The sequence below is a fragment of the Flavobacterium hauense genome (assembly GCF_054457175.1).
Genome location: NZ_JBTKVX010000005.1, coordinates 169716 through 186392 on the forward strand (window position 1 = coordinate 169716; position 16677 = coordinate 186392).

Annotated in this window: 15 protein-coding genes; 5 read left to right on the top strand and 10 right to left on the bottom strand. The window is 40.2% G+C overall.

All coding sequences use genetic code 11. The annotated features are described in order from the left end of the window. Nucleotides 1-166: 166 nt before the first annotated feature. From ACX0HA_RS05050 to ACX0HA_RS05065, 4 genes are read right to left on the bottom strand one after another with little or no spacing between them, the layout of a single operon-like run. Nucleotides 167-1585 (bottom strand): TolC family protein, encoded by a 1419-nt coding sequence (locus ACX0HA_RS05050; protein ID WP_458844179.1) that lies wholly within the window; start codon nucleotides 1583-1585, stop codon nucleotides 167-169. Between the two features lie 4 nt (nucleotides 1586-1589). Then, nucleotides 1590-4748, bottom strand: coding sequence for an efflux RND transporter permease subunit (locus ACX0HA_RS05055; protein ID WP_458844180.1), 3159 nt, complete (start codon nucleotides 4746-4748; stop codon nucleotides 1590-1592). Nucleotides 4749-4754: 6 nt separating this feature from the next. Next, the gene (locus tag ACX0HA_RS05060; protein WP_458844181.1) at nucleotides 4755-5903 is read right to left on the bottom strand and encodes an efflux RND transporter periplasmic adaptor subunit; all 1149 of its coding nucleotides are present in this window, start codon (nucleotides 5901-5903) and stop codon (nucleotides 4755-4757) included. Nucleotides 5904-5942: 39 nt separating this feature from the next. After that, nucleotides 5943-6431: a GbsR/MarR family transcriptional regulator gene (locus ACX0HA_RS05065; RefSeq protein ID WP_458844182.1), complete on the bottom strand. Its 489-nt coding sequence runs from the start codon at nucleotides 6429-6431 to the stop codon at nucleotides 5943-5945. Between the two features lie 200 nt (nucleotides 6432-6631). Here ACX0HA_RS05065 and ACX0HA_RS05070 point away from each other — a divergent pair, with 200 nt between their 5' ends. Both ACX0HA_RS05070 and ACX0HA_RS05075 read left to right on the top strand, forming a co-directional pair. Continuing rightward, entirely contained in the window at nucleotides 6632-8179 is a 1548-nt protein-coding gene (locus tag ACX0HA_RS05070; protein WP_458844183.1) for a hypothetical protein, read from the top strand. A 2-nt stretch (nucleotides 8180-8181) separates the two neighbouring features. Continuing rightward, nucleotides 8182-8673, top strand: a complete 492-nt coding sequence (locus ACX0HA_RS05075) for a hypothetical protein (protein ID WP_458844184.1) — start codon at nucleotides 8182-8184, stop codon at nucleotides 8671-8673. A gap of 112 nt (nucleotides 8674-8785) precedes the next feature. Here the strand turns inward: ACX0HA_RS05075 and pyk are convergent, their stop codons facing one another. From pyk to ACX0HA_RS05100, 5 genes are all read right to left on the bottom strand, one after another. Further along, nucleotides 8786-10216 (bottom strand): pyruvate kinase, encoded by a 1431-nt coding sequence (gene pyk, locus ACX0HA_RS05080; protein ID WP_458844185.1) that lies wholly within the window; start codon nucleotides 10214-10216, stop codon nucleotides 8786-8788. Nucleotides 10217-10221: 5 nt separating this feature from the next. Beyond that, nucleotides 10222-10710, bottom strand: coding sequence for an IPExxxVDY family protein (locus ACX0HA_RS05085; RefSeq protein WP_458844186.1), 489 nt, complete (start codon nucleotides 10708-10710; stop codon nucleotides 10222-10224). A 118-nt stretch (nucleotides 10711-10828) separates the two neighbouring features. After that, a complete protein-coding gene (gene rnc, locus ACX0HA_RS05090) occupies nucleotides 10829-11575 on the bottom strand; it encodes a ribonuclease III (protein ID WP_458844187.1) in 747 nt (248 codons plus the stop codon). A gap of 10 nt (nucleotides 11576-11585) precedes the next feature. Next, nucleotides 11586-12839, bottom strand: a complete 1254-nt coding sequence (gene fabF, locus ACX0HA_RS05095; RefSeq protein ID WP_458844188.1) for a beta-ketoacyl-ACP synthase II — start codon at nucleotides 12837-12839, stop codon at nucleotides 11586-11588. A gap of 206 nt (nucleotides 12840-13045) precedes the next feature. Beyond that, nucleotides 13046-13282 carry an acyl carrier protein gene (locus ACX0HA_RS05100; protein ID WP_019037482.1) on the bottom strand — a complete coding sequence of 79 codons (237 nt, stop codon included), beginning with the start codon at nucleotides 13280-13282 and terminating at the stop codon, nucleotides 13046-13048. A 177-nt stretch (nucleotides 13283-13459) separates the two neighbouring features. On the opposite strand from ACX0HA_RS05100, the gene purN reads away from it, so the two are divergent. Further along, nucleotides 13460-14023 (top strand): phosphoribosylglycinamide formyltransferase, encoded by a 564-nt coding sequence (gene purN, locus ACX0HA_RS05105; RefSeq protein WP_458844189.1) that lies wholly within the window; start codon nucleotides 13460-13462, stop codon nucleotides 14021-14023. Between the two features lie 76 nt (nucleotides 14024-14099). After that, entirely contained in the window at nucleotides 14100-14576 is a 477-nt protein-coding gene (gene rnhA, locus ACX0HA_RS05110) for a ribonuclease HI (protein WP_458844190.1), read from the top strand. On the opposite strand, the gene ACX0HA_RS05115 is transcribed toward rnhA, so the two are convergent. Beyond that, nucleotides 14573-15475, bottom strand: coding sequence for a phospholipase D family protein (locus ACX0HA_RS05115; RefSeq protein ID WP_458844191.1), 903 nt, complete (start codon nucleotides 15473-15475; stop codon nucleotides 14573-14575). The two genes, rnhA and ACX0HA_RS05115, sit on opposite strands and share 4 nt — an antisense overlap. A gap of 267 nt (nucleotides 15476-15742) precedes the next feature. Here ACX0HA_RS05115 and ACX0HA_RS05120 point away from each other — a divergent pair, with 267 nt between their 5' ends. After that, nucleotides 15743-16675: a PfkB family carbohydrate kinase gene (locus tag ACX0HA_RS05120; RefSeq protein ID WP_458844192.1), complete on the top strand. Its 933-nt coding sequence runs from the start codon at nucleotides 15743-15745 to the stop codon at nucleotides 16673-16675. Nucleotides 16676-16677: the final 2 nt, after the last annotated feature.

Sequence of the window (16677 nt, forward strand, 5' to 3'; positions counted from 1 at the left end):
CTGGCGGCTTTTACAGAAAGAAGTTCCACACAATTGCTAAACAACTTAAATTGTTATTACCCTACCTTGCCTAAAAAGAAACTCCCCGTTACTTAGTGGAGTAACGGGGAGCAAACATAAAACAAACAATTAATCTAAAATAATCTGGAAAAATCCAAATTATGGGTTAGCGCCATCCTCCGCCAAGGGCTTTATATAAGTTTATTATGGCGAGTTGCTGACGGTATCTTGTCTCTACAAGGCTAAGCTCACTGCTTAGTGCAGTAGATTTTGCAACGAGCACTTCAATATAATTTACCATACCATATTGCAAAAGTTCGTCTGAATAATCTGCTGCCAGAATAAGCGCATCTACCTGTTTTTGCCTGATGGTAATTTTTTTGGTTTCGTTGTTATAGTTGGCCAGCGCATCACTTACTTCTTTACTGGCTGTTAGCAACGACTGCTCAAAGCGCACCAAAGCCTGCTCGTTCTGTGCTTTGGCTACTTCGTAACGTGTGCGTATCTGCCTGCCGTTAAGAAGTGGCTGGGTAAGTCCGGTAACGATATTGGCAAAAAGCGAGTTGGTGTTTATCCAGTCTTTAAGCTCAATACTCTGTAAACCGCCTGTAGCTGTAATCCTGAATTGCGGATAGAAATTGCTTCGTGCCACATTCGTAAGTTCAAATGCGTTTATAAAACCATACTCTGCTGCAACAACATCAGGTCGGTTTCTAAGCAACTGTGCAGAAACGCCTACCTGTATAGCAGGGTTAAGGTACTGGTCGGTTAAAATACTTCGGGACAGTTTTTTTCCCGGTTCGCCTAACAAAATGTTCAGTGAATTTTCTACTAAAACTATAGTGTTCTTAAGGTCTTCTATGATGATTTCCGTTTCATAGCGTTGTGCTTCGGTCTGTTTAACACCTACTTCATTTACGCTTCCGGCATCTTTAAGTGCAATTATGGCTTCAACGCTTTCAATTCGGTTAACAAGGGTTGCTTCAGCTATTTTTAATTGGGCATCAAGCGATTGTAATTGATAGTAATTGGATGCGATGGCTGTTATTACCTGTGTTTTTACAAGCTGGTTCGCTGCTACTGTTTGCATATATGATGCAGAAAAAGCACGTTTATTGCTACGTATTTTGCCCCATATATCGGCTTCCCAAGCAAAATTGCCCGTCAGCTGGTATTGGTCAAGATTTGTAGAGCCACCGGTCTGGCTAACAATACGGCCAATCTGGCTGTTCTTGCTCTGCTCTATGTGCGTCCAGTCAGCACCTAGGCTAAAGGTAGGCAGATAGCCTGCTTTGCCCTGCTTAACATTGGCTTCGGCAGCTACAATATTCTGTATTGCGATCCTAAGCTCAAAGTTGTTCTGTAGCCCTTGTTTTATATAGCCTTGTAAAATAGGATCGGTAAACATCTTTTCCCAGGATATGTCAGCCATAGAAACCGTATCCTGAGATACGATTTCTGTCCTGTACAGGTTTTCGGCTTTAATATCAGGCCTTTTATATTCTTTGGCAGCAAAACATCCCTGAAGGAGTATCCCGGCTACTGCCAGTGCTGCTATTCTATATGTTGTCTTTACAAATTTCATGATTCTAAGCTTCGTTAGTGTCAGGGTTATTGATTACTGCAACAGGTTTAGATGATATCTTTTCCTGAAGCCCCTGGAATATTACAAACAGTATCGGGATAACAAATACCCCAAATACAGTACCTACAAGCATCCCGCCTACGGCACCCATACCTATCGAACGGTTACCTACCGCACCTACACCGCTGGCAAGAGCCAATGGAAGAAGTCCGAATACAAAGGCAAACGAGGTCATAAGGATAGGTCGTAAACGTGCTTTCGCGCCTTCTTTGGCCGATTCTATCAGGCTCATGCCGTGTCGCCTTCGCTGTATGGCAAACTCCACAATAAGGATGGCATTCTTGGCGAGGAGTCCAATAAGCATGATCAGCGCTACCTGGAAGTAGATATTGTTCTCCAGCCCGGCAAGCTTAACGAAACCAATGGCTCCCGCAATACCCACAGGAAGCGAAAGCAATACGGCCAATGGTACGATGTAACTTTCATACTGTGCACTAAGCAGGAAGTAAACAAATATCAAGCTCAATAAGAATACGCCTGCTGCCTGACTTCCGGCAATGATCTCCTCACGGGTCATACCCGAGAATTCATAGCTGTATGTTTTTGGTAAGTGCTGTGCCGCAACTTCCTGAATGGCTTTAATCGCATCTCCCGAGCTGTAGCCCGGTTTCGCCTTACCATTCACGTTTACAGCTTTAAGCATGTTGAAACGCGCTACGGCTTCAGGGCCATATATCTTTTTAAAATCAATAAACTGGCTTATGGCTACCATTTGGTTATTGGCGTTACGCACATAGATCTTGTCTATAGATTTCTCATCTGCACGTTCGCCCGGCTGTGCCTGTATCATTACACGGAACTGCTTACCAAATCGGTTAAAGTCGGTTGTGTACAAACCACCATAGTAACCTTGCATTGTATTGAAAATATCACTTACCGATACTCCTGCATCTTTAGCCCTCTCCACGTTAATATCCATTTGATATTGTGGGAAGCCCGGGTTAAAGTTAGTCATGGCATATTGTATCTCAGGACGCTTCATCAGTTCGCCAAGGAACTCATTGCTCACTTTGCTCACTGTTGCCCAGTCGTCATCACCTTTATCCTGTATTTTGAATTCAAAACCATCGGCAGTACCAAATCCCTGTACACTTGGAGGTGTAAAGAACAATAGTTTTGCATCCTTGAATCCTGCAGTACGTCCAAATAGCTCACCTACAATTGCATCTACGCTTTGGTTAGCCTCTTTACGCTCTTTCCAGTCTTTCAGTTTGATAACCGTAAAGGCATACGAAGCACCGTTGATACCATTTAGAAGTGAGAAGCCAACAATGTTCATCCTTGCCTCTACAAGTGGCATGCTTTTAAGTACCGAGTCAAGCTGTTTTACGGCTGCATCGGTTTTCTCAAGTGTAGTTCCCGGAGGCATAGTAATATCGGCCATGATGATACCCCTGTCTTCGTTAGGGATAAATCCGGCAGGTGTAGTAGAGAAAAGGAAATAGGTAACACCACAGAAGAATATCAGGATAACGGCCGTTATCCATTTCTTTTTGGCAAGGAAACCTAACGATTTCACATACTTATTATTCATAGAGTCGAATCCGGCATTGAATGCAGTAAAGAAACGCTCTTTCAGGTTTTTCTTTTTGTGTTCGTGGCCTTCTTCGTGTGGTTTTAGCAATAGGGCACAAAGGGCAGGGCTCAGCGTTAATGCATTTACTGCCGAAATTAAGATCGCTACGGCAAGCGTAATGGCAAACTGCTGGTAGAATACTCCTGATGGCCCGCTAAGGAACGATACCGGAATAAACACCGCGGCCATTACAAGGGTAATCGATACGATTGCTCCTGTAATCTCGCTCATCGCTGATAAGGTTGCCTGCTTAGGGTCTTTCTCTCCTTCGTCGAGCTTGGCGTGAACGGCTTCTACAACCACGATGGCATCATCCACAACGATACCGATGGCCAGTACCAGTGCGAACAGGGTAAGTAGATTGATCGAGAATCCGAATACCTGCAGGAAGAAGAACGTACCAATGATGGCTACCGGTACCGCAATGGCAGGTACAAGTGTTGAACGCACATCCTGAAGGAAAAGGAATACCACGATAAATACCAATATAAAGGCTTCTACAAGGGTAGATATTACTTTATGGATGGATGCATCAAGGAAGGTCTTGGTATTGAAAGGTACAACATAGTCTATACCTTCAGGGAAACTCGCTTTGCTTTCCTCAAGGATAGCCATTGTCTGTTCAATAATATCGTTAGCATTGGAGCCCGATGCCTGAAAGATACCTATCGCAACACCCTCGTTGCCCATACCGTAGTTGTTAGAGCCATAGTTAAAGGCGCCAAGCTCGATCTTAGCAACATCTTTAAGGTGAAGGAAGTTTCCGCCGCCAATGGCTTTTACTACGATATTCTCATAGTCTTCTACCTGAGAAAGGCGGCCTTTATATTTTATTACATATTCGTATATGCCTCCTGAGTTTTCACCAAATTTACCCGGTGCAGCCTCTACATTCTGTTCCTGTAGTGCAGCCTGAATATCTTTTGGCGCAAGCCCGTAGGTAGCCATTTTTTCAGGATCTATCCATATACGCATTGAGTAATCTTTTGCACCGAATACGTTTACCTGGCCTACACCTTTTACACGCTGAAGCCTTGGTACAAGGTTGATCTTGGCAAAGTTTTGTACATACGTACCGTCATATTCTTTGTTGTTGCTGAAAAGCGAAACGAACATTAGCGCACTGGTCTGGCTCTTAAGGGTAGTAACCCCTGTCTGAATTACCGCCTGAGGCAGTTTGCTGGTTGCACGTGCCACCCTGTTCTGTACGTTTACCGCGGCAATATCCGGGTTAACGCCAAGTTCGAAGAACACGCTTATTTTAGCGGTACCATCATTGGCAGCACTCGAGGTCATATATGTCATGCCTTCTACACCGTTGATCTCTTCCTCAAGCGGAACCACAACACTGTTTAGTACCGTTTCAGCATTGGCACCGGTATAGGTGGCCGTAACCTGAACGGTAGGAGGGGCAATCTCTGGGTATTGCTCTACCGGAAGCGACATTAGCCCCAGTACCCCCAATATGGTTATCAATATCGAAATTACGGTACTCAGTACCGGCCTTTCTATAAAAGTCTTTAGCATTTGTGTTTATTTTTTTGCAACAGTTGTTGTAGTTGTTTTTTGGGAGCTTACGCTATCTTGTGTAGGAGCTGCAACTTCTTCTTTTTTAGGCTGAGGGATGATAGCCATGCCGTCTTTAAGTTTACCTGCGCCTTCAACCACGATAACTTCACCTGCTTCAAGGCCGCCGTCAACAATAAAGTTGGTGCCTGAAGTGGTTTTTACCGTAATGATCTTCGATTTTACAGTATTGTCTTTGTTTACCACATAGATCATCTGTTTTCCCTGCATGTCAAAAACTGCATTCTGCGGAACTATAAGCGCGCTCTTAATATTAATCGGAAGGCGAACCAAACCGTGTGCACCGCTTCTTAATATAGCCTGTGGATTGTTGAATTCTGCCCTGAACTGGCTTGTGCCTGTAACAGCATTTACAAGGCCTGTAACGGTAACCAGTTTTCCTTTTTCTTCATATTCGCTGCCATCAGCAAGTAAAAGAGTTACTGCCGGTGTATTCTTCAGTTTTTCCTGAAGCGTAGCACCTTTAAACTCACGACTAAAGCTGATCATCTGCTTTTCGTTCATAGAGAAGTAAGCACGCATCACTTTAGTGTCAGATACTGTAGTAAGCGGCATTTCGCTGTTGGCTGTAGCCAAAGTTCCTTCTTTGTACGGAAGGCTGCCGATAACACCGTCTACCGGAGATGTTATTGTACCGTAATTGATGTTAGCAGCAACAGCACTGTATGAAGCTTTGGCCTGTGCCAGTTTTGCTTTTGCGGTTTCCAGCTGAACGCTGGAAATGATCTTGCGGTCAACAAGAGGTTTTAGCCTGTCTACCTCTACCTGAGCAGCGGTAACATTGGCTTTGGCAGCAGCAGCATCTTCGTTAAGGGTTTGTGTTTCTATTTTAAATAGTAATTGGCCCTTGCGCACTACCTGGCCTTCATCAACATATATTTTCTGGATAAAGCCATTCACTTTCGGGCGAATCTCAACATTCTGCTGTCCTTCAAGGTTGGCTGTATATTCTTCAAATATGGTTGCATCCTGTTTTCCAACTGTCTGAACCGGAAAAGGCATAGGGCCCATTGGTGGGGCCTGCTCTTCTTTCTTGCCGCATGAGGCAAGTATAAATAAGGCGGCAATAGCGCCTAGAAATGATCTGTTTTTCATTTTGTGGACTTGGATTAAATGTTCGTTTTATTGATGATATTATATTGGATTGTTTTTTTCTATCTCTTTAAAGTCGTTTACACTTTTAAGTATCAGTCTTTCCATTTCGAGAAGGTGCTCTTTGTATACCTTCACCATTTCAATATCAGATTTTGACTTTGGGCATAAAGATTTATCCCTGTATGCAGTCATTTTTTCAACTAATACTTTTTCTAAGGCAATCATTTTAAGATAATTGTCAAAACGGTCGCTAAAAGGTGTGGGTTTATAATATTTTTTTCGGTCGCCCGGCAGGGTAAAGTATGTTATCTTACCCAGTTTTACCAAAAGGTTAAGGTTTGTTGATACTGAACTTTTGCTTGCCCCCATGCGTTCAACGAGCTCATCAAACGTTATGTGGTTTCCACGCGAGTCAACAATTAGATTTGCTAAAATGCGTGCACCAAGCGGCGGCAGGAGATGTGTGCTTTCAAAGAAAACCCCAAACAGCTCCACTAATTCTTCACGGTCTTTTTCTAAATCTGACATCTAATTTACAAAATTTTGCGCAAAGATACGACTTAGTTCGTTTAGTTCGGTTGTAACCGAACTAAATTTTTGTTAAGAAATGGTAAGAATTTGTCTCTCATTAACTTTGTTGACTGTTAAAAAAAAGTTAATATTAATTTGTAGAATTTTTCTGTAGTATTTTTTCTATATGTTTGTGTTAACCATAAAACCAATTTATAATGAAAAAAAGACTGCTATGTTTAGCAATTCTGTCTATGACAGCGTTAATTTCTTGCGATAAAGAGATGGATTCAGAAAGAAATAACAGTGTTGTTAGCACTAAGAGCAAGGATTTTGATAGGTTCTTTACTAATAAGAAAGATATTGACAAAAAAATGTTTAGTAAAGCTTTGGTGTCAAGTTTAAATCAAAGCGTTTTGCTAAGAACCCTTATTAAAGAAGAAGCTTTGAAGGAATTTAATAATGATACTGAAGTATTATTTGTGTTAATTAAGGATATGCCTTTAGAGAATGGAACTGTTTTTGAATTAGTTGGGAATAATATCGAGGGAGGTAAACAAAAACTTCAAGATATTATTACAAATGATCCGGAACTTACTATATTAGTCCCTACCTTGCCTGAAGAATCTTTTTCTGCTGAAATTTGGGATGTGAACGGTGAAGTTCCTTCTGTTGCAATTAGATTGGACATAACCAATGACGTGCCCATTGTTTGGAATTCAGGTGAAGTAGAGGTGATTCCAGCTGCTGAAATCCCGGGATTTCCAGTTTTAGTTGTAAAAGATAATGAAAGATTAATCAGTAGAACTAATACTCCTAACTTCGATGACATCAATACGAATATCGCTTATCAGGAAAATGGCATAGTATTGAAATTTATGGACGATGAATTTGATGCTAAAGTTAAACCTAAATCATATATGTATAGTTCTTTCAAAAGAGTTGATGAAAGATTAATAAAAGCAGATAGTATTTATAAAGGTAAAGATGGATGGGAGAGAGATTACATCTATTATGGAATAGATGGAGACGGCCCTGGCGATACACATGATGGCCCAATGTCCTTTGATTTTAAAGAGAGTATAGGTGATTTTGGTATGGAAGGTGATCCATGGACGGCGTATAGTTTAGTTTCTGACCAAATTGGCGACCCTAATGTGAATCCTGATCTTGGCAGTGGTGATTGGAATCATTGGACTGATAATCAATATGAATTTAAAGTTAAAATTTTAATAAATTCTAGTCAAGGTGCAGGTGCCGAAACTGTACGAATATTGCCAATTCGACCAGATGATTTATTTGAGTTGACTTATCAACGCCATGTTAGAAATTTTTTATGGTGGAGTAAAACTACATATACATTGGAAGATATTTCTTGTAAGTATATGTATGTTAATAAACATGTAATTACATGGGATTTGCAAAATAAGTCTGCTGAATGGAAATTTATAATTGAAGAAGTAGATATTCCTACAACTACTGTGATTCAAGAAAGTAATACTGCTAAGATTGCAACTAATTTTAGTCTTGATGATGTTAAATTAGGGATAAAATTCGGTGTTAGTGGTGAAGCGAGTAATACACAAACTATTACTAGGACCTACACGCAGGGTAATGACGAACTTGGTGATCAAATTGTGAGTTTTGGAGAAGATGTTATTATAGGACAGCGTACTACTTGGCTTTTTGGAACTAGATATAGATTTAAACAATATTCGACAGGTGCAGTAAGGTTTACATTAGAACCGCGCCGAACACAAGAATAATTATGAAAAAAATACATTCTCTATTACTACTAATGTTGTTTCTCTTCTCTTGCAATCATGATGATGTAACAATTAACGAAAAAGATACATTGTCGTTAAACTATAATAATGAGGAAATTGTATTTGATAAAATTCTTGTTATTAATGTTGAAAATACTAATCATGAGATAATAGGTAAGAGCATTATTGGATATATATATTATAAAAATGCACTTACGGTGACAAAATATAAGTTGGAGCTTCATTTTTATAACAACAATAATATCTACCAACTTTTTGGTGTTGCTTTTCAGTTTCCTGATATTTCAAGTGATGATCCGGTTAGTGGTAGTGAATATTATAATTATTTTGACCAGCCAGAAGATTTTCCTTTTGTAAGTAATATAGTATTTAGTGAAGGTAAACTTACAGGAACTTTTTCGGGAGAACTGATGACTGTAGATGGCGGTATTAGTATTTCCGGTGGGAAAATTGATGTTGCCATACCGGAATAGGGGATAAAAACAATTTGAACGGCTGCCAATAGGCAGCCTTTTTTTGCTTTTTCTCCAAATAAAAAAAGCCATCCTTTTTGGGGATGGCTTTCTCGCTATGAAAAATTAGAAACTATTCTATTTCAGATACCCTAAGGGTATTAACCATACCTTTATCTATAACCGGCATGGCAGCAAGGTTGATAAGGAAATCACCTTTCTCTACAAAACCTTTTTCTTTCGCGATCTGGTTAACGTCTTCTACGGTTTCGTCAGTACTTGAGAATTTATCGTAGTAAAACGCATTAACACCCCATAACAGGTTCAATTGCGTTAGTATGGTCTTGTTAGACGTGAATACCAAAATATGCGCGCTAGGCCTCCATGCAGAGATCTGGAAAGCAGTATAGCCACTATTGGTAAGCGTACAGATACCTTTAGCCTTGATAACGTTTGCCATAGCAGCAGCGTGGTAACAAATTGTTTTAGTGATAAAACGTTTTGTTCTTACCTGCGGAGAGTTTTGCGGTACAGTGATAAGCGGAGAATCTTCAACAGCTTCAATGATCTGTGTCATTTTCTCAATAACCTGAACCGGGTAGTTACCTACTGATGTTTCGCCTGAAAGCATTACGGCATCGGCACCATCCATTACAGAGTTGGCAACGTCGTTTACTTCGGCACGGGTAGGTGTAAGGCTTGTGATCATGGTTTCCATCATCTGTGTAGCCACGATTACCGGTATGCGTGCTGTTTTAGCACGGTTGATAAGTTTTTTCTGGATAAGCGGTACTTCGTGAGCAGGGATCTCAACACCAAGGTCACCACGGGCAACCATAAGTCCGTCACAAAAAGCAACGATCTTGTCGATGTTCTCAACACCTTCCGGTTTCTCAATTTTTGCTATGATCGGAATTTTGTGAGCAGAGTGCTCAGCGATAAGGTCCTGAAGCTCTTCAAGGTCTTTTGGAGTACGCACAAACGAAAGCGCAATCCAGTCAACCTTTTCTTTGCATGCAAAAATAGCATCCCTGATGTCTTTCTGCGTAAGCGCCGGAAGCGACACTTTAGTATTAGGAAGGTTTACACCTTTTTTAGATTTTAGCGGGCCGCCCTGGATAACGATGGTCTTCACCTCGTCACGGCGGTTCGTTTCAAGAACTTCAAACATAAGTTTACCGTCGTCAAGAAGAATCTTTTCGCCCGGGTTTACGTCATTAGGGAATTCTTTGTAATTCATATATACCCTGTCGGCAGTACCGGGTACGTCTTCAGCTGTCTGGAACGTGATGATGTCACCTCTGTTTACGACAACATCCTCTTTCATTATTCCAACACGTAATTTAGGGCCTTGTAAATCGGCTAATATAGAAGTGCTGTAGCCAAACTCATCGTTCAGGCTCCTGATCATGTCTATGCGTTCTTTAACATCGGTATAATCGGCATGCGAGAAGTTAATCCTGAATACGTTTACACCTGCATCGATCATGTCTTTCAGTATTTCCCTTGTACTGCATGCAGGTCCTAATGTGGCTACAATTTTAGTTTTTTTTCTTGTCGGCATTCTTTTTAAAAAATTAAATTGTTCTTAGATTTCAGTTTTTTGTGGTCAATAGTATAGGCTGTGGCAATCTGGTTTATGGCCAGTAGTTTTTCTACAACATCATCTGTCTCAAAAGAGGCAGGAATATGCTCAATTTTCAGCACAAAGTCTACCGTTTTGAGTTCAGGCATTAAAAAAACGCTTGTCTCAACAGGCAGGTCGGTGTCTTCAAATAAAGAAGTTGTGGTATTGCTCTGCAGGCTGGTTATCCTTGTCCTGTTCTGGATCAGGTTCCAGGTACTGTCATTGCCGGGGTCTTCAAAGATAAATCTCGAAAAACAGCTTTCCCCTTCATTAATGGTAACCCATATGTCGTTTGGGCTTTTCTCAAGCAGTATAGATAATTCCCTGTTTATAAAATAGGCAAGCCTATGGTCTTCAAGGGAAGAATGTATGGCAATCAATCCATAATCGACCGTTACAAAATCGTCAATCAATAATCTGTGAATAGCCATAGTAAAACTCAAAAATAAGCCTGTAAATATACAATTTAATGTTAAGAAAAAGCGGGGTGTTTGATTAACTTTATGCTATTTTCTTTACGAAAACGTTTTAGTTTACTAAGAAGTTGACTTATTTTTTGTTAATTTTTTCCTGAAATGCAAAAAATGCGCGTTGAGATGCTTTCTCTTCTGCTTTCTTTTTTGAAGTAGCCCGAGCACGTGCAACTATCCTGCCATCAATCTTTAGTTTAACGGCAAAATGCTTTTGTCCTTCGGTGCCGTTATCTTCATAGATCTCATACTGAAAAGTTTTTTTCTCCTTTTGGCACCATTCGATAACAAGGCTTTTGTAGCTGATTACTTTACCTTCCAGCTTAGGAATGTCTACATAAGGAGCAATTACTTTTTTGTGTATGAATTTCTCGCACCAGTTAAAACCTCTGTCAAGGTATATGGCGCCAATAAATGCTTCAAAAAGATTACCGTGAATGTTTTCGCCAAAATGCTGTGCCGATACTTTGCTTTCTACCCATTTTATAAGGTTAAGGTCACGGCCAAGCTCATTAAGGTGCTCGCGGCTCACGATTTTAGAACGCATTTTGGTAAGATAGCCCTCGTCACCTGTTGGCACTTCATTAAAAAGGTGTGCAGCAATAACCGATCCCAGCATGGCATCGCCTAAAAACTCAAGTCTTTCGTAATTGATGGGGTGGCCATTTTCGTCCTGCTTGTTAGAGGAGCGGTGGGTAAATGCCTTGCGGTAATGTGTAAGGTCTACCGGCTGGAAACCCAGTATTTTGTGGAGTTCATCAAAAAAAATCCCGTCTTCCGGAGAAAGACGGGTATTTTTAGAGAATATTTTTTTAATGATACCCATAGTGGTATTATTACAGGTCTAATTTTTTAACCAATACACATGCGTTGTGTCCGCCAAACCCAAATGTGTTGCTCATAACCACTTTCATATCCCTTTTTTGAGCCTTGTTGAAAGTAAAGTTAAGCTTAGGGTCTATATTTTCATCATCCGTAAAGTGGTTGATGGTAGGAGGTACAATGCCGTATTTAATAGAAAGAATAGAAGCTATTGTTTCTATGGCACCTGCAGCACCAAGTAGGTGGCCTGTCATAGATTTTGTAGAGTTCAGGTTAAGCGTGTAAGCATGCTCGCCAAAAACTTCGGTAATAGCTTTAGATTCTGCAATATCGCCAAGCGGGGTAGATGTACCGTGCATGTTTACACCGTCTACATCTTCAGGCTTAAGGCCTGCATCCCTAAGGCAGTTTATCATTACATTGCGTGCGCCAAGCCCTTCCGGGTGTGGGGCAGTAATGTGGTGAGCATCGGCGCTCATTCCGCCTCCGCCTACTTCACAGTATATAGTTGCACCCCTTGCGATAGCGTGCTCATACTCTTCAAGTACAAGTGCTCCGGCTCCCTCGCCAAGTACAAAGCCTTCACGGTCTTTGTCCATAGGCCTTGAAGCGGTCTTAGGGTCGTCATTTCGTGTTGAAAGTGCATGCATTGCGTTAAACCCGCCCATTCCGGCAATGGTTACAGCAGCTTCACTACCTCCGGTGATCATGACATCGGCATGGCCCAGGCGAATGTAATTGAAAGCGTCGATCAATGCATTTGTAGACGATGCACAGGCAGAAACCGTTGTAAAGTTTGGTCCTCTGAAACCATATTTTATAGAGATATGGCCTCCTGCGATGTCAGCGATCATTTTAGGGATAAAGAAAGGGTTGAATTTAGGGATGCCCGGTCCTTTGGCCCAGTTGATAACTTCCTCCTGGAAAGTTTCAAGTCCGCCAATACCAGATCCCCAGATAACACCGGCTCTGTCTTTATCTAAAACGTCAAAGTCAAAATTAGCATCTTTAATAGCTTCATCCGTTGCAACAAGGGCATATTGGGCATATTTGTCCATTTTCCTTGCTTCTTTACGGTCTATAAAATCTTCAACGTTGAAATTTTTTACCTCACAGGCAAATTTAGTCTTGAAGTTAGTCGTGTCAAAATAAGTAATAGGGGCTGCTCCGCTCACACCATTAATAAGTGCGTTCCAGTATTCCTCAACGTTATTTCCTATCGGTGTAAGTGCACCCAGTCCTGTTACTACAACTCTTCTTAATTTCATAAGGTCAATTTTATAGTTTCAAATTTAAAGAACAATACCCATGCATCTCTATAAAAATTTAAGAAAACATGGGCATTGAGATGTTTTTTAATGAAAACACTCTGTCTTTAAGAGGTTCTCATATTTTCGTGTGTGTTTTTGGCCTTAAGTTTCCAATAAATAATAACATCCATGTAATTAAGCACTACATGGATGTTTAATATTTATTATTTTTTTGCCTCTTCGATGTAAGAAATAGCCTGACCAACAGTAGAAATGTTTTCTGCCTGATCGTCCGGAATCTGAATGTCAAATTCTTTTTCAAACTCCATTATAAGCTCAACAGTGTCTAATGAATCTGCTCCCAGGTCATTTGTGAAGCTAGCTTCTGTTACAACTTCGTTTTCGTCAACACCTAATTTGTCTACGATAATCGCTTTTACTCTTGATGCAATGTCTGACATAATCTTTAATTTTAGAATTTAAATTGAATGGCAAAAATAAAAAACTTTATTTTAAAACCGCATCTTCGCTAAAAAATGTCGCACTAAATTAGAAAATTAATTTTAGAAATATCTTAAAACGCCGTTATTTTGCAGGATATTATAATTGTTTACACACCCTGAAAATCTTTCCAAAAAATGAAAAAAATCATCCTTTTTGCCTCTGGCGGGGGCTCTAACGCAGAGCAGATCATGCAGTATTTCGACGGAAAGCAGCAAGTTGTGGTCTCGGCAGTGCTCACAAACAATCAAAATGCAGGTGTCATTGAGAAGGCAAAAACCTTCAATGTACCCACCCATTTGTTCACCCGAGATGAGCTAAATGAAGGAAAAGTGCTTCAAATTGTTAACGAAATCAATCCTGATCTTATTATTTTGGCAGGGTTTTTACTAAAATTCCCTTCAGATATCATTGCGGCCTACCCTCATAAGGTGATCAATATTCATCCGGCACTACTGCCAAAATATGGAGGAAAAGGGATGTATGGCATCCACGTTCATCGTGCTGTTTTGGAAAATAAGGACAAAGAAAGTGGTATCACGATCCATTATGTAAACGATAATTATGATGAAGGTAATATCATCTATCAGCATGCCATAGCGGTTGAAGAATGCATAAGTCCCGAAGAAGTAGCATTAAAAGTACTTTCGCTGGAGCATGAGCATTTTCCAAGGGTGATAGAAGAAATACTTAATAGTTGATTCGGTTATTTGTTGATGGGGTTATTCGTTAGCCCTCTTCTTTCAAATAATCAAATAACCAAATCCACCAATAAACATGCACACCGTACATATATATACAGATGGCGCTGCCAAAGGAAACCCGGGTCCCGGAGGCTATGGCGTGGTCATGGAGCAGGTAGGGACCGGCTATAAAAAGGAATTCTATGAAGGCTTTCGCCTGACGACCAATAACCGCATGGAATTACTGGCGGTAATCGTTGGCCTCGAAAAGCTAAAAACACCTAATACAAGTGTGCTGGTGGTAAGTGATTCTAAATATGTGATAGATTCAGTGGTTAAAGGCTGGGTGTTCGGTTGGGAGAAAAAAGGCTATAAGGACAAAAAGAACCCCGACCTTTGGAAACGCTTCCTTAAAATATACCGCCAGCATAAAGTCGACTTTAAATGGGTAAAGGGCCACAACAACCATCCGCAAAACGAACGCTGTGACCAGTTGGCTGTTATGGCATCGACACAACCACACTTAAATGTCGATGCTTATTATGAAGATGAAGGGCAGAAATTGCTTTAATTCACTAGAATAGGATTTCTCATAGATGTTTTACCATACGACGGCTTTCCGGTTTTATGGCAGTATTTTTCTTTATAATCTATATCTGCATACTTGTTCCAAGATTGCCATGCATTATACGTAAAAGGACGTTGCGGGTCAAATTTAATCTGTTCGCCAGTTCTTATGCAATAGCCCAGTTGTTGAGTGTTTTCTTTGTAACGATAATTTGGTTTTTCCTCTTTAGCTTTTTCTTTTTTGACTTCTTCACGATTTGGTCTTTTTGTGTTGTCAAATCCTAGTTCTAGTTCACCTTCAAAATCTTTTAGTCTTTTTGATTGGTATCTGCCTTTTGTTCCGTAGAAGTGATCTGTGTAGTCTAATAAGGTTTCAGAACTTGTGTAATTTTTCGCAAAAGTAACTAAGAACTTTTTGTTTTCGTAGATAGGTCTTCTTATGAATACTACATCATTGCTGTTTGCGATTTTTAAGCATTCATCCCATGCATCCACATCTAAGTTACTTCCAAGTTGAGTAAGAAGTGTTTGTTCAGTATAAACGCCAAATTCAATGTTGTTCTTGAAAGAATGATCATATAAGTTTATTGAGGTAACAACACCTTTTTGTTCGTTCCCATAGTATTTTGCATGAAGGTCTTTAGTATAAATGATGCTGATGTTTGGGAATTTTTTGAAATAATCAAAGTCATTTTGATTTAAACTTCTTTTAACCTCGTTTTCGTTCTTTCCAAAAACTATTATAATGTGTAAGCCGGGTTTATGTAGCTGATGTTCAAAAAGTTTTCTAAAATAATCATCTAATTTTATAAATGGGGATACAATTAATAATGTTTTTTCGGCTTCCCATATAATTTCATCTATAGCTTCTATCAGGTCTTTCCCAGTTAAAAATTTGCTCATAAGTTTGATTGTTGGTTAAAGTAAATATAAGAATTTAACAAATTCTTTAACAAGACTATTGTGTGATTTTTATTGATAAAATGATTTACCTGTTTTTAGAAGAATTTTCCAATACAAAATACTCTTTAAGTAAAAATAACGATATAGTTCACCTCTCTCCGTAACCCATTGATTTCCTATATATAACCATAATTTAATTTGATAATCAAAATCTTGTATGTATTGAAGATATAAATTATCTTTGCATCCTCAATTTCATTATCTTTTATGAACAAATTACTGATTGTAGGCTCGGTAGCTTTTGATGCCATAGAATCGCCTTTTGGCAAAACCGGAAAAATACTTGGTGGCGCCGGTATGTATATAGGTTTTTCAGCGTCATTCTTTAAAGTAAAATCGGCCGTAGTGTCAGTAGTAGGAGATGATTTTCCTCAGGAATATCTTGACCTTTTTACTGAAAGAAATATTGATATTTCTGCCCTTGAGGTGGTTAAAGGCGGCAAAACCTTCTTTTGGAGCGGACGCTACCATAACGACCTGAATTCACGCGATACCCTTGTTACAGAACTGAATACCCTTGGCGATTTTCAGCCTAAAGTCCCTGAAGACTTTAAAGATGCTGATGTCGTGATGCTGGGTAACCTGCACCCAATGGTCCAGATAAGTGTTCTGGATCAGCTTACGGCTAAACCAAAACTTGTTGTGCTTGACACGATGAACTTCTGGATGGACTGTGCACTGCCTGAACTTAAAGAGGTTATAAAACGCGTTGACGTAATTACAGTAAACGATGAAGAGGCACGCCAGCTGACAGGTGAGTATTCGCTGGTTAAGGCTGCTGCCAAAATTCAGGAAATGGGTCCGAAATTTGTGGTTATCAAAAAAGGTGAGCATGGCGCTTTGCTTTTCAACGACAAACAGGTGTTCTTTGCTCCTGCGCTTCCGCTTGAAGAGGTGTTTGACCCAACAGGGGCGGGCGATACTTTTGCCGGAGGTTTTGCAGGCTATATTGCACAAAGCGAGAACATTTCTTTCGAGAACATGAAAAATGCGATCATATACGGTTCTAACATGGCTTCTTTCTGTGTAGAGAAGTTTGGGCCGGAACGAATTATAAGCCTTACAAAAGAGGAGGTGCTCGAGCGCCTGCAACAATTCAGGTCGCTGACGCAGTTTGACATTGCGCTGGAAACAGAATAAAG

Coding starts and splice junctions, on each gene's coding strand:
- ACX0HA_RS05050 (WP_458844179.1), bottom strand. CDS start 1,585: ATGAAATTTGTAAAGACAACATATAGAATAGCAGCACTGGCAGTAGCC.
- ACX0HA_RS05055 (WP_458844180.1), bottom strand. CDS start 4,748: ATGCTAAAGACTTTTATAGAAAGGCCGGTACTGAGTACCGTAATTTCG.
- ACX0HA_RS05060 (WP_458844181.1), bottom strand. CDS start 5,903: ATGAAAAACAGATCATTTCTAGGCGCTATTGCCGCCTTATTTATACTT.
- ACX0HA_RS05065 (WP_458844182.1), bottom strand. CDS start 6,431: ATGTCAGATTTAGAAAAAGACCGTGAAGAATTAGTGGAGCTGTTTGGG.
- ACX0HA_RS05070 (WP_458844183.1), top strand. CDS start 6,632: ATGAAAAAAAGACTGCTATGTTTAGCAATTCTGTCTATGACAGCGTTA.
- ACX0HA_RS05075 (WP_458844184.1), top strand. CDS start 8,182: ATGAAAAAAATACATTCTCTATTACTACTAATGTTGTTTCTCTTCTCT.
- pyk (WP_458844185.1), bottom strand. CDS start 10,216: ATGCCGACAAGAAAAAAAACTAAAATTGTAGCCACATTAGGACCTGCA.
- ACX0HA_RS05085 (WP_458844186.1), bottom strand. CDS start 10,710: ATGGCTATTCACAGATTATTGATTGACGATTTTGTAACGGTCGATTAT.
- rnc (WP_458844187.1), bottom strand. CDS start 11,575: ATGGGTATCATTAAAAAAATATTCTCTAAAAATACCCGTCTTTCTCCG.
- fabF (WP_458844188.1), bottom strand. CDS start 12,839: ATGAAATTAAGAAGAGTTGTAGTAACAGGACTGGGTGCACTTACACCG.
- ACX0HA_RS05100 (WP_019037482.1), bottom strand. CDS start 13,282: ATGTCAGACATTGCATCAAGAGTAAAAGCGATTATCGTAGACAAATTA.
- purN (WP_458844189.1), top strand. CDS start 13,460: ATGAAAAAAATCATCCTTTTTGCCTCTGGCGGGGGCTCTAACGCAGAG.
- rnhA (WP_458844190.1), top strand. CDS start 14,100: ATGCACACCGTACATATATATACAGATGGCGCTGCCAAAGGAAACCCG.
- ACX0HA_RS05115 (WP_458844191.1), bottom strand. CDS start 15,475: ATGAGCAAATTTTTAACTGGGAAAGACCTGATAGAAGCTATAGATGAA.
- ACX0HA_RS05120 (WP_458844192.1), top strand. CDS start 15,743: ATGAACAAATTACTGATTGTAGGCTCGGTAGCTTTTGATGCCATAGAA.